The organism is Chryseobacterium sp. 3008163 (assembly GCF_003669035.1).
GTDB lineage: Bacteria > Bacteroidota > Bacteroidia > Flavobacteriales > Weeksellaceae > Chryseobacterium.
Window position 1 is genome coordinate 1589349 of record NZ_CP033070.1, and the last position, 13116, is coordinate 1602464.

Genomic DNA, 13116 nt, shown 5'->3' on the forward strand with positions numbered 1-13116 from the left:
GTATGATTTCTTCTCACGATTTTCAGGAACTGAAAAATAAAACCCTTAAGCATTTTTGGGGTTACAATACCTTTAGAGATTCTCAAGGTGAAATCATCGATTCTGTGATTACTGGAAATGACACCTTGGTTCTTTTACCTACCGGTGCAGGAAAATCTCTTTGTTACCAGCTTCCTGCTTTATTGAGAGAAGGTGTCTGTTTGGTGATTTCCCCATTATTAGCTTTGATGAAAGATCAGGTCAATCAGTTAAAATTTAGAGGAATTGAAGCTGAATATCTTTCTTCAGAACTCGATGATTTTGATGCGGAAGTTATTTATAACCGCTGTAAAGACGGTTTAACGAAACTCCTTTACGTTTCACCGGAAAGATTGACTAACTTTCATTTTATTCAGCAAATAGAAGAGATACAGCTTTCATTTATTGCAGTAGATGAGGCACACTGTATTTCAGAATGGGGACAAGATTTCAGACCTAGTTATCAAAACATTAAAGATTTCAGAAAAAACAATCCTGAGATAGCTTGTCTTGCTTTAACAGCGACAGCAACTCCAAAAGTTTTAGAAGAGATAAAAAATAAGCTTGAATTAAAAAAACCGAACGTTTTTCAGAAAAGTTTTAAAAGAGATAATATTAAAATTTTTTCGGAAGAAATTTCAGATAAATATCAAAGGATTTTTAACATACTAAAATATGCTAAAGAATCTGGAATTATCTATGTAAGAACCAGAAAAGATGCTGAGCTCCTCACAGAATATCTTCACAGAAATAAAATAAGCAACGTAGATTACTACCATGCGGGATTAACGACGAAAGAAAAAAACGAAAGACAAAATTCCTGGAATAATAGTGATCAAAATGTACTGATATCCACCAACGCATTCGGGATGGGAATTGATAAAGACAATGTGCGCTTCGTTATTCACTTTTCCCCTTCTCAGTCGATAGAAAATTATTATCAGGAAATTGGACGTGCCGGAAGAGATGGCAAGAAAAGTTTTGCGTTCATGCTTTGGGATCAACAGGAAATTTTAAATTTTGATCAGATTTTAAGAAATCAAATTCCGAATAAAGCTGAGTTTTTGAAAATTATTTCCTTTCTATATTCTAAGTTTCAGGTGGCTGAATTTGAACTTCCCGAAAAAGTTTTTCAATTAAATATTTCAGGTATTCAAAATTTTACAAAACTTTCAACAGCTAAAATTAAAAACGTTTTAAATTTCCTTCATACTCAGGAGATTATTTATTACAACAGCAACAAGAGTTTATCATCGTTAGAACTTTCAATAAAAGCTGAAGAAATTGATCAGATACCTCAAAAAGATGCTTATTTTATTGAACTTCTCCTTCGCTCAATCTCAGGAATTACAACGCACAAAGTAATGTTCAGCGAACAAAAAGTGAGCGATAAAATCGGAGTAAGTATTCATTTAATCAAAGAACGATTGAAAGAGCTCCAACAGAAAAATTATCTTGAATATATCGACGGAGCCTTGGCAAGTGTTAAATTTCTTAAGCCAAGAGATGAAAGAGTGACTAACAGTATCTATTGGAAACTTTTTGAACAAATTCAAAAAAATAAAATTCAGAAGTGGGAAGAGATGAAATTCTACATCGAAGATTCTACCTACTGTAAAATGAAACTGATTCTTGCCTATTTTGGAGAGAAAAATTCAAAAAACTGTGGACAGTGCACGGTTTGCGAAAAAAATAAACGTTCCATATTTGGGAAAAGTATATCTTCAGAAATCACAGGCTTATTGGCTAAAAAACCAGCTACAATCGAAGAACTTTCGATTCAGTTAAATTTTCATTCAAAGGAAGATATTTTAGAAAACCTCATATTTCTTCTCGATTCAGGAAAAGTAAAAATGCTGAACTTTAGAACGTACGCCCTTAAATAGGTAATAGGTAATAGGTAATAGGTAAAATTAAAGACTTCTCATTTTTAATCTTTAAACCTTTTAATTTTTTAAATAAATCAAAGACCTTTATCTTTGCATTATGAAATCATTGAAAGTCGTTTTTTTTGGTACACCTGAGTTTGCAAAAACTGCTTTGGCAGCCATTCATCAATCAAATCATGAAGTTATAGGCGTAGTGACCGTTGCTGACAAAGCGAGCGGGCGTGGACAGAAAATCAATCAATCTGCAGTAAAAATTTACGCTGTCGAAAATAATCTGCATGTTTTGCAGCCCGAAAAATTAAGAAATCCTGAATTTTTAGAAGAAATTAAATGTTTAAATGCGGATGTTTTCGTTGTCGTTGCGTTCAGAATGATGCCGAAAATCTTGTTTGAAATGCCTGAACTGGGAACTTTCAATCTTCATGCTTCATTACTCCCTGATTATCGTGGTGCTGCACCCATCAATTATGCTGTAATTAACGGAGAAGAAAAAACAGGAGCAACTACATTTTTCATCAACGAAAAAATTGATGAAGGAAATATTCTTTTACAAGAGGAGATTGAAATTTTGCCAGATGAAAACGCTGGAAATCTCCACGATAGACTCATGGAAATGGGCGCAAAATTAATTGTAAAAACGCTAGACGGTTTATCTGAAAATTCAATCACAGAAAAACCTCAACCCCACGTTGAACAGCCTAAAAATGCCTTTAAAATTTTTAAAGAAGATACAAGAATTGACTTTAGTAAAAATTCAAAGGAAGTTCATCAGTTTATTTTAGGAATGTCACCTTATCCAGCAGCTTTCACTACTTTGAAAATCGGAGAAGAAGAAAAAGGCCTAAAAATTTACGGTGGGAAATTTGAAATTGTTGATCATGGGAAAACTTCCGGAACTTCAGATATTTCTAAAAGTGAATTTAAAATTTACACAAAAGACGGAATTTATTATCCTTCAGAACTCCAGTTAGAAGGAAAGAAAAGAATGAACGTCAAAGATTTCCTCAACGGATTTAGGAATTTCGACGAAATAAAAATGGCTTGATGTACTCAAGCCATTTTTTATATGTTTTAATTGTGAATTTTATTCGAAGTCAATTCATTTTTAAAGCTGAACCATCTCTGTCACCTCAACATCATAACCTCCAACCTGAGGTTTTACGTTAGGATTCTGAGTAATCACTTTAAATTTATTGATTCCTAAATTCTTTAAAATCTGAGTTCCTATACCGTAATCTCTATAATTGAAAGCGGCAGTCGGATGTTTTTGCTGACCATCCTGATAGTTTAAGAACTGTTGCAATTTTCTCAGTGTATTTTCAGAATTAGATACGTTATTAATGAAAATAATCGCTCCTTTACCAGCTTCATTGATCATGCTGGTTACTTTCTCCAATTGAGGTTTTTCACCGTTATTCAATCTCGTCAAAACGTCAAAATAAGAATCTGAAGATTGTACTCTTACCAAAACAGGCTCATCAACGGTCCAAGAACCTTTCGTCAAAGCAAAATGGATCTGGTCGTTAGAAGTTTCTCTGAAAGCTAAGAAATCAAAATCACCATAAGCGGTTTTCACTTCTCTTTCCTCGATTCTTTCGATAAGGTTTCCTTTTTTAAGCTGGTAATGAATCAAGTCTTCAATAGAAACAATTTTCATATCATGCTTTTGTGCAAAAGCATACAATTCCGGTAAACGAGACATGCTTCCATCCTCATTCATAATCTCACAGATCACACCGCCCTCTTTCAAACCTGCAAGGCAAGTCAGATCAATTGCAGCTTCTGTGTGTCCTGCTCTTTTCAAAACTCCACCCTTCTTTGCACGAAGCGGGAAAATATGTCCTGGACGCATGAAATCTGTTGGTTTAGCCTTTTCATCCATCAAAGCCAAAATTGTTTTAGCTCTGTCACCTGCAGAGATTCCGGTAGAAGTACCGTCACCTAAAAGGTCAACAGATACCGTAAACGCAGTCTCTTTAGGGTCGCTGCTTCTGCTTACCATGATATCCAAACCAAGTTCGTCACATCTTTTTTCAGGAAGTGGCATACAGATCAGCCCTCTGCCGTGGTACGCCATAAAATTGATGAGCTCAGGAGTCGTCAATTCGGCAGCACAAAGAAAATCTCCTTCATTTTCTCTGTCTTCATCGTCTACCACTATAATTATTTTACCATTTTTAAGGTCTTCAATAGCCTCTGGAATAGTATTTAACTTCAAATCTGACATTTTTACTTTAATTTTCGCAAAGATACTCATAAAAATAAGCATCAACAATTAATATGGATGGTTTGTTAAGCTTAGAATAACGAGTCTACCGCTCTTTTAATAATCTCATAAGATTCTAGCCTTTTTGAGTGATCGTAGATGTGAGAATTGATCATTAATTCATCCACCTGATACCTTTCCTGAAAGGTTTTAAGCTGTGCAGCAATTTCATCCTGATTACCGATAAAACTGAATTTCAGTTTTTGTAAAACCATCGATTTTTCCATTGCTGACCAGATTGTATCCATATCTTCTACGGGAGCTGGAAAAGGTTTTCTGTCGTTTCTGATGATGTTGATAAATGCCTGAAACAATGTCGTGGAAAGTAAATGCGCTTCTTCAGAAGTTTCTGCGGCTACTCCATTCACACAGGCAATAATGTAAGGTTTGTCTAAATGTTTTGAAGGCTCAAAATGTTCTCTGTAAATTTTAAAAGCCATTTCCATTTGTTCGGGAGCAAAATGTCCTGCAAAAGCATAAGGCAATCCTAATTCTGCAGCCAACCAAGCGCTGTCTGTACTTGAACCCAACATATACATCGGAATATCTAAACCCTCACCAGGAATCGCACGAACCAAAGCATTTGAGTTTTCTTTAGAAAAATATTTTTGTAATTCTAAAATCTGTCTCGGAAACTGTTCATTGATGATGGCTGGATTTCTTCCCAAAGCTTGAGCCGTTAAGCCATCTGTTCCCGGAGCTCTTCCTAAACCTAAATCTATTCTTCCAGGGAAAAGTGATTCTAAAGTTCCGAATTGTTCGGCGATAATTAATGAACTGTGATTCGGAAGCATAATTCCACCGGAGCCTACTCTGATTTTTTTCGTTCCGTTGGCAATAAAACCAATCAGAACTGAGGTTGCAGAACTGGCAATGCTTTCCATGTTATGATGTTCGGCAAGCCAGAATCTTTTATAATTTAAATTTTCAGCAAAGTTTGCTAAAGACAGACTGTCCTGAAAAGTATCGTGAATACTTTTTCCTTGCTTTACGGGAGCAAGGTCTAAAACAGATATTTCAAAGTTTTTCATATTTAAACATTTTTCTTTTAGGAAAATGAAATACAAATTTAAAGCTATTAAGTCGTATTAGTTACTTTTTGTAATTGATAGGAATTATGAGCGTGCTAGGGAAAAAGCTATTGAAGAATGATTTCTCTATTTATAATAGAAATATCATCATTTTAATTTCTTAATTTAACCAATCTATTTAAATCTTAATTCAATGAAGTTTTTTAAGCTTAAAATTCTCTTGGCAATTGTTTCCGCGGTTTTCTTAAATTTTGATAAGACTGATAAAATTCAAACTCCTGTTATCGTTGAGATTTATAAACTAAAAAAGAATAAAAAATCAAATAATAGAAAAACTTCGGATTTTGAGCATCACCTAATTTTTGGACAAACTAAAAGTTCTGAAATTAATCCAGAATTTATTTTAAAACTAAAAAAGGCAGGATATAAAAAAATCAACTTGGAGAATGACAGAATTTTAGAAATCTCAATGTTTTTAACCACAAAAAAGGAAGGTGTAAACAATTATGAAACTGCCTGCAAAAAAGTTTTTAGAGATCTTATTATTTTTAAACAACAAAATAAAATCCTCAAGGTTATAAAAGTTTGCACATCTTGTTATTCCAATCAAGTAATTACTAATGAAGCAGAATCTGAATTATTATTGAATTTTGAAGATTATGATTATCTTAGTGAGGAACTTTAATTACCCTAAGAAAAGCTTGAAATCTTAAAAATACTTTATGAAAAAAATTCTACTATTTTTTATTTTAGCAACATTAGTAAGTTGCTCTTTTAATCAAACATTCTCAAACAGAGAATCAGATAAAAATGATGCACAAGAAATTACCAGCAAATTATATTGGGAAATATTATATGGTTCAAATAAAGACAAAATCTACGACTTATTCAGCGATGTGTTTTTCGAAATCACAAACAAAGATCAATTAGATGAATTGATACTTACTGCACAGCAGGAAAATGGCGTAATCAAAGAATATAACATAAAACATTGGGAGACTTTGGTTGTAAAGGGTTCAGATGAAAAAAGCCAATATCTCTTAGTCTATGAAGTTACCAGAGAATCCGGCAAAACAGAAGAAATATTTTCTATGCATAAAGAAAATGGAATTATAAAGATTGTAGGTTATCGAATTAATCGTATTTTGAAAAAATGACTCAAAGCTAAAGAGTTCCAATAAATTATTTCCCTTTTTCCTTCAAAAAATTATAATGATTAATCAAAATCCTGATTTCATTAAAATCAAAATCATTAGGCAACGCAGTTTTCCATTCGTTTAAAGTTTCTTTGGGATCAGTTTTAAAAGCTTTTTCGAACGTTTTAATTTTATCAGAAGTAATCACTCTCGACAAATCAAGCAAACCCTGTTCGGCAAATCTTGCCAAATGACCTAAAACCGTTTCTTTGACCAAACCCCTTTCCAAAGCGATTTCCGAAATGGTTTTTCCCTGTTCAAACAATTGAAAAGTCAGAACCTGAGAAGGAACTTTCGCAATTTTCATGCTGACTTCCTTATCGTTTTTTTCGTCTAAAAGTTTCGTTTCCAAAAGATGAGCGGTTTTTAAACTATTCAGATATTCTTCAATATCTTCCAGCCAGCTTCTCAATTCTTCATTATAATTTTTCAGACCTTTTACTCCTTTTATTTCAGAATAAAATTCTTTCAACGGACTGAAAATTTTGTCTTTCACTTCGCTGAAAAAGAAATTAACGGCACCTTTGGTTTTACTTTCAATCTCGCTCCATTCTTCCGTTTGGTTGATGAAATTATTGACTTTCTGGAAAATAATTCTTTCAAGTTTTTCAAAAATTTTACCCAAATTAAGAACATCACGCTTCAATTGGAGATACAATTGTTTGGATTTTGCGTGGTCGATACTTTTTGTAGTAATTGAAAGGTTATTCCACAGTTCTACTTCTTTTAAAAGCCACTGAGAATCTACCGAACGAAGCACTTTTCTGATGCTGTAATCATATTTTTCTCTATTCAGAATTTCCTCAACATTGTCATTGGCAAAAGTATCACCCTGAAACTGCAGAATTCTGTTGTCTTTAAAGATAACTTCGGGAGTAATTTTAGATTTTAAAACAATTCCTTCTAAAGTTCGACAACGTGATAAAGCTACATACACCTGACCCGCTGTGAAACTTTTTCCGGCATCAATAATTACTTTATCAAACGTCAAACCCTGACTTTTATGAATCGTGACCGCCCAAGCCAATTTAATTGGAAACTGCTCGAAGCTGCCTAAAACTTCTTCTTTGATATTTTTTTCGCCGTCTAAAGAATACTTTTTCTGTTCCCAGACCTCTCTTTTTACGGTAATTTCTCTTTCACTCCCTTCAAGAACAACCTTAATTTCCTTTTCGTCTAAGGCAGAAATTTCACCAATTTTTCCGTTAAAATACTTCTTTTCACCGGAAATATCATTCCTGATAAACATGACCTGAGCACCAATTTTTAATTCTAAAAACTGCTCGTTCGGATATTGGTTTTCTTTAAACTCACCAAAAAGTTTCGCTTCAAAAGTAGCAGGACTCACTTTAATTTCAGCCAATTTCTGCTGATTAATGTCGTCCGCCAATTTGTTGTGCGAACAGAGATAAATGTAAGAATCTTCACCTGCATTAAAATCAGGGTTATATCTTTCATTTAAATGTTCAAAATCGATATTCGCAACATCTCCGTCACGGATTGAATTTAAAATTTCAAGAAAATTTTCATCAGTCTGACGGTAAACTTTCGTCAGTTCAATTGTAAGCAAAGGAATATCTTTTATCGCAAGACTGTCAAAAAAGAAAGGAGAATTATAGAACATTTTTAAAATGTGCTCATCTCTCACCACCGGCGGAAGCTGATACAAATCTCCGATAAATAACATCTGAACACCTCCAAAACGCTGATTATTTCGTCGGATAAAACGAAGCGAAAAATCCATCATATCCAAAACATCAGCACGCAACATCGAAACCTCATCAATAATCAGAACCTCTACCTCACGCAAAAGCTTAAGTTTATCTTTTCTGTATTTAAAATGTTGTTGAAGGTCAGCAATATTATTTCCCAAACTTCCATCAATTCTGTCTGTTGTAGGCAAAAAAGTACGCAATGGCAAACCAAACATTGAATGAATGGTTACGCCACCAGCATTGATTGCAGCAATCCCGGTAGGAGCTACGACAATGTGTTTTTTTCTGGTTTTTTTTACAAATTCGTTAAGGAATGTTGTCTTTCCCGTTCCTGCTTTTCCGGTAAGAAAAACGCTTCGGTTGGTATGTTCTATTAAGTCAAAAAAATGATTATTCATCGCTGCAAAATTACGAAAAATGAAAATAAGGAACGAAATTTGATGACCTTAAAAAAATAAAAATCTAACTATGAAAAACTGGTTAATCAAAATCCCTACACTTGTATTGTTTGCAAGTCTTACGATCTTTTCGTGTAAATCTGCACAAAATAATGATCCAGCGGAAATGCCTAAAGATATTTCAGAAAGACCTGCAGATGAGAGTTCTCAGAAATATGATGAAGCGCAATTAGATAAATTAAAAGCTTCTATAGAATCAATGGTTACTAAGGAAAAATGTACGAATGCTGCAGATTGGGCTTTCTCACCCTTAGGAACAAAAGCTTGTGGCGGACCGGTTTCATATATTGCTTATCCAAAGAAAAATGAAGCAACCATTCTTCCTAAAATTGAAGAATACACCCAGAAGATGTCTGAATTTAATAAGAAATACAGCATTACTTCAGATTGTATGCTGGCTGCAGAACCTACGGGCGTGAAATGCCAAGCCGAAAAAGCGGTTTTGATTTATCCGTAACTAATTAGTTTTAAATACAATAAAAGCTCTGACTAAAATTTAGTTCAGAGCTTTTGTATTTATTTATAAGAATTGAATAAATTATTCTTTATACCAAGAAGAATACTTCACATAATTATCTGCAATCCTATTCACTTCTCCTTCTAATAAAGCTGAAGAAATATCTTTTATCTTTCTTGCCGGAACTCCGCCCCAAACTTCACCGGATTTGATATGTGTTCCTTGCGTCACTACAGAACCTGCTCCAACGATAGAGTTTTCCTCAACCAGACAGTCATCCATCACGATAGAACCCATTCCGATTAAAACATTGTCTTTAATTCTGCATCCGTGAACGATGGCGTTATGACCGATAGAAACATTATTTCCGATTTCCAAAGGAAATTTTTCGAAAGTGCAATGTAGCATGGCGTTATCCTGTACATTGACTTTGTCTCCCATTTTGATGTAATTCACATCACCTCTGATGACCGCATTATACCAGATACTACAGTCTTTTCCCATGACAACATCTCCAATGATCGTTGCGGTTTCTGCCAAAAAAGTATTTTCTCCGATTTGCGGTGCTTTTCCTAAAAGTTCTTTTACAAGTGCCATATTTTTATTTTGATAATTTAAATTCTGTAACTGGAAGCCAATAATATTCAGGCTTAAAAGGTTGAAATTCTACGTTGTACTTAGAAATTTTTTTGAGTTTTTTTGAAGACACCACAATTCCATCTATGTATCTTTTAGATAAAAAATAAAATTTATCAATCCCAGAAGCTTTTGCAGCGTTTTCATCTCCTTCAGATTTATTTTTTAGAAGCCAACCGATATCATCTGTCATATCTGTCGCACACATTAAATAATCTGCCGCTTCAAGCTCAAAATGTGCAAATTCAAAACCCACTTTCATGTCTCTCAAATATTCGTAGAAAAAATCCCTGATTGTATAAAAATTTGATCTTTCAAATAAACTCAAATCTTTACATGAAATACCTAAATTATCAATAGAAACCGATAAAACATAAAGTTTTTCTTCCAAGATTTTATTATCTGCGTGCTCACATACAAAAGAGCCAAGATTTACATTTTTCTCTGGAGACAGTATAATTTTTTGATTGACGAAATCTTTGCGACACAATTCTGCATCTTCATTATCAGTAAAAGTAATTCCAAAAGAATAATTCAATCCCATAATACCTAAATTAAACTGATAGCTAAAATCTAACTCCCATCTTCTGGCTTCTAACTTCTAAATCCGTATTTTTGTATCTCAAATTTAAAGAAAAAATGCATACTATTCTTATAGAGCCAACAGAAAACCCAAAAGTGATGAAATTTGTAGCTGATTACAATTTGATTCCAGGGTCTTTAGAATTGGACAGAAATTCAGATATATCAGAAATACCTTTAGCACAGGAAGTTTTCAATTATCCTTTTGTGGAAAGAATTTTCATTACTGCTAATTTTGTTGCGATTGCAAAACAAGATACTGTAGAATGGGAACACATTGCCGAAAACTTAAAAAATGTAATTGAGGACGAACTTTTAGCTAACCCAAGAATTTACCTTCAAAAGAAAAAAGAAATGATTCAGATTTATGCTGAAATGACTCCAAATCCTAATGTGATGAAGTTCGTTTCCAGCAAAGTGCTGATGGAAGGTTTTGTGGAAGTAAAATCAAGAGAAACTTCAGAGGGAGTTCCCTTGGCTCAGGCGATTTTCAAAGATTTTGATTTTGCTAAAGAAGTTTTCATTTCAGACAATTTTGTGGCTGTCACAAGAGACAATTCTGTGGAATGGCATCAGGTAATGATGGCTGTACGTGGTTTTATCGCTGAATATCTTCAAAGTGGTGGAGAAATTTCAAATATTGTCGCTCAGAAACATGAAAGTCCGGTTGAGAATATCATCAACAGAGATTATACAGACAACGAACAGAAAATTTCTGATATTTTAAATGAATATGTTGCTCCTGCAGTAGAAAATGACGGAGGGAAAATATCTTTAATGGAATATGACGAATCTTCAAAAACAGCAAAAATGCTTTTACAGGGTGCTTGTTCTGGATGCCCAAGTTCTACAGCTACACTGAAAGGCGGTATAGAAAATATTCTGAAACAATTTTTACCGGATTTAGTAGAACGAGTAGAGGCAGTAAACGGATAAATATGAGTAATATATTTTACCTAAATCATATTACTCATTACCCATTAATTATTACCTATTTAGAATGAAAGGAATATTATTAGTCAATCTTGGTTCACCAAGATCAACCTCTGTACCTGATGTACGAGAATATCTTGATGAATTTTTGATGGACGAAAAAGTGATTGATTACCGATGGTTTTTCCGTGCACTTTTGGTTCAGGGAATTATTTTAAATACAAGACCTGCAAAATCTGCGGAAGCTTACAAAACAGTATGGACAGATGAAGGTTCGCCTTTGATTGTCATCACTCAGAAAATTCAAAAAAAACTTCAGAAGCTAGTCGATGTTCCGGTAGAAATCGGGATGAGATATGCTCAGCCGAGCATTGAAGCCGGAATTCAGAAGTTAGTTGACCAAGGTGTAACGGAAATTGTTTTATTTCCATTGTACCCGCAATATGCGATGAGTACAACTGAAACGGTGATTGAAAAAGCAGAAGAAGTAAGAAAAAAGAAATTTCCGGGAATTAAAATCAATTACATCCAGCCTTTTTACAACAGAGAAATTTACATCGACTGTCTTGCAGAAAGCATCAGAGAAAAGCTTCCTGAAAATTTCGATGCGTTACAATTTTCTTATCACGGAGTTCCTGAGAGACATATATATAAGACAGACCCTACAAACACCTGTAATCTGAACGATTGCTGTTCTCGTGAGAATAATCCAAGTCACCAGTTTTGTTATCGTCACCAATGTTTTGATGTGACCAATTCTGTGATTAAAAAATTAGGTTTACCAAAAGAAAAAGTAATGGTGACTTTTCAATCAAGATTGGGTAAAGATAAATGGATGGAACCTTATACCGATGAAACTTTGGAAACCATCGGCAAAAAAGGAATTAAAAACCTTGCGATTGTTTGCCCGGCTTTCGTTTCTGACTGTCTTGAAACTTTGGAAGAGATTTCAGTCGAAGGAAAACATCAATTTGAGCATGGTGGCGGTGAAAATTTCCATTACATTCCTTGTTTAAATGACGAAGACCGATGGATTGACGTGGTAAAAACGCTCTGCGACGAAAAACTGAACGAGTTTTATTTCGTTTAAATTTAATTTAAAAAATATATGGGACATTTGAGCAATCAGATGTCCTTTTTTTATTTATTTCAGCAACACCCCCTAAAAAAGATACCCCTTTTAATTAAAAATACATTTATTTTAAAATAATTTAAAATTTAATAGGGGTAAGTTTTGTTTTTTAATATTTTTTTGTACTTTTACCCTATCAAAAGATAAGGACAATTTAAAAATTTAGAAATAATGGACTCAAGTATAGAAATTCTAAAAAGAAAAATTGAAAGTTTCACTCCGGAACTTGCAGAAGCGTTCATTAGAATCGTGGAAAATTTAGATACAACTCCAAAATCTAATGTTCCGCAGTTTCAATTGGAGGAAGTTTCTCAAAGAATTCAGTTTCATTCTGAAAATAACAAGACTAAACTTGATTTCTTTGAAAGCATTTCAGAATTAGAAAAAATCTGTGCGTAATGAAAGTTTTATTGTCATCAATTGCAAAGAATGACATTCGGATGCTGATGAGGGTTTTTAATGCCGAGGAACACAATAAAGACAAGTATTTTTTGGATGATTTAAAAGAATCCATCAATACAATTTTGAGTAACTACGAGAAATTAGATATAAAAAGCAAAGAAATTCAGGTTTACAAAACCGAAAATTTTCCTGTCGACATTCATTATTTGTTTGAAGACAACGACAGCCTTTTTATCACTGCCATTTTTAAGAATTAAAAAAAAGATATTTAATTGACGACTTTTTTTGACATTATTATATAGTTTGATTTTATCTGTAAAGGTCTTGTACACCTTAAAACAGCAACCTTACAAATGGAAATTTGTAAGGTTTTTTATTTCAAAGAATTTTTGTCATTTGTG

General features: G+C 33.6%; 14 protein-coding genes. 9 read left to right on the forward strand and 5 right to left on the reverse strand.

Translation table 11 applies throughout. The features are described 5' to 3' along the window. The first annotated feature begins 2 nt into the window (after window positions 1–2). Both EAG08_RS07195 and fmt read left to right on the forward strand, forming a co-directional pair. A complete protein-coding gene (locus EAG08_RS07195; protein ID WP_129534853.1) occupies window positions 3–1904 on the forward strand; it encodes an ATP-dependent DNA helicase RecQ in 1902 nt (633 codons plus the stop codon). Window positions 1905–2004: 100 nt separating this feature from the next. Continuing rightward, a complete protein-coding gene (gene fmt / locus EAG08_RS07200) occupies window positions 2005–2952 on the forward strand; it encodes a methionyl-tRNA formyltransferase (RefSeq protein WP_129534854.1) in 948 nt (315 codons plus the stop codon). A 60-nt stretch (window positions 2953–3012) separates the two neighbouring features. Here fmt and ribB read toward each other — a convergent pair whose 3' ends face one another. Both ribB and EAG08_RS07210 read right to left on the reverse strand, forming a co-directional pair. Next, on the reverse strand, window positions 3013–4134 hold the full coding sequence (ribB, locus tag EAG08_RS07205) for a 3,4-dihydroxy-2-butanone-4-phosphate synthase (RefSeq protein ID WP_129534855.1): 1122 nt from the start codon (window positions 4132–4134) through the stop codon (window positions 3013–3015). Between the two features lie 71 nt (window positions 4135–4205). Then, the gene (locus EAG08_RS07210; RefSeq protein WP_129534856.1) at window positions 4206–5204 is read right to left on the reverse strand and encodes an LLM class flavin-dependent oxidoreductase; all 999 of its coding nucleotides are present in this window, start codon (window positions 5202–5204) and stop codon (window positions 4206–4208) included. 193 nt (window positions 5205–5397) lie between these two features. On the opposite strand from EAG08_RS07210, the gene EAG08_RS07215 reads away from it, so the two are divergent. Further along, on the forward strand, window positions 5398–5889 hold the full coding sequence (locus EAG08_RS07215) for a hypothetical protein (RefSeq protein WP_129534857.1): 492 nt from the start codon (window positions 5398–5400) through the stop codon (window positions 5887–5889). 37 nt (window positions 5890–5926) lie between these two features. After that, window positions 5927–6361 (forward strand): hypothetical protein, encoded by a 435-nt coding sequence (locus EAG08_RS07220; RefSeq protein ID WP_129534858.1) that lies wholly within the window; start codon window positions 5927–5929, stop codon window positions 6359–6361. Between the two features lie 25 nt (window positions 6362–6386). Here EAG08_RS07220 and EAG08_RS07225 read toward each other — a convergent pair whose 3' ends face one another. Further along, window positions 6387–8513 (reverse strand): helix-turn-helix domain-containing protein, encoded by a 2127-nt coding sequence (locus tag EAG08_RS07225; protein WP_129534859.1) that lies wholly within the window; start codon window positions 8511–8513, stop codon window positions 6387–6389. A gap of 70 nt (window positions 8514–8583) precedes the next feature. On the opposite strand from EAG08_RS07225, the gene EAG08_RS07230 reads away from it, so the two are divergent. After that, window positions 8584–9030, forward strand: a complete 447-nt coding sequence (locus EAG08_RS07230; RefSeq protein WP_129534860.1) for a hypothetical protein — start codon at window positions 8584–8586, stop codon at window positions 9028–9030. 81 nt (window positions 9031–9111) lie between these two features. Here EAG08_RS07230 and EAG08_RS07235 read toward each other — a convergent pair whose 3' ends face one another. Then, the gene (locus EAG08_RS07235; protein ID WP_129534861.1) at window positions 9112–9627 is read right to left on the reverse strand and encodes a gamma carbonic anhydrase family protein; all 516 of its coding nucleotides are present in this window, start codon (window positions 9625–9627) and stop codon (window positions 9112–9114) included. A 4-nt stretch (window positions 9628–9631) separates the two neighbouring features. Then, window positions 9632–10210 (reverse strand): hypothetical protein, encoded by a 579-nt coding sequence (locus tag EAG08_RS07240; RefSeq protein WP_129534862.1) that lies wholly within the window; start codon window positions 10208–10210, stop codon window positions 9632–9634. A gap of 95 nt (window positions 10211–10305) precedes the next feature. Between EAG08_RS07240 and EAG08_RS07245 the strand changes: the two genes are divergently transcribed. The 4 genes from EAG08_RS07245 (at window position 10306) to EAG08_RS07260 (ending at window position 12972) form a co-directional block, all read left to right on the forward strand. Further along, a complete protein-coding gene (locus EAG08_RS07245) occupies window positions 10306–11184 on the forward strand; it encodes a NifU family protein (RefSeq protein WP_129534863.1) in 879 nt (292 codons plus the stop codon). A 64-nt stretch (window positions 11185–11248) separates the two neighbouring features. Then, entirely contained in the window at window positions 11249–12271 is a 1023-nt protein-coding gene (hemH, locus tag EAG08_RS07250; protein WP_129534864.1) for a ferrochelatase, read from the forward strand. Between the two features lie 213 nt (window positions 12272–12484). After that, window positions 12485–12712: a hypothetical protein gene (locus EAG08_RS07255; RefSeq protein WP_129534865.1), complete on the forward strand. Its 228-nt coding sequence runs from the start codon at window positions 12485–12487 to the stop codon at window positions 12710–12712. Continuing rightward, the gene (locus tag EAG08_RS07260; RefSeq protein WP_129534866.1) at window positions 12712–12972 is read left to right on the forward strand and encodes a hypothetical protein; all 261 of its coding nucleotides are present in this window, start codon (window positions 12712–12714) and stop codon (window positions 12970–12972) included. Before EAG08_RS07255 ends, EAG08_RS07260 begins: the two co-directional genes overlap by 1 nt. Window positions 12973–13116 lie beyond the last annotated feature (144 nt).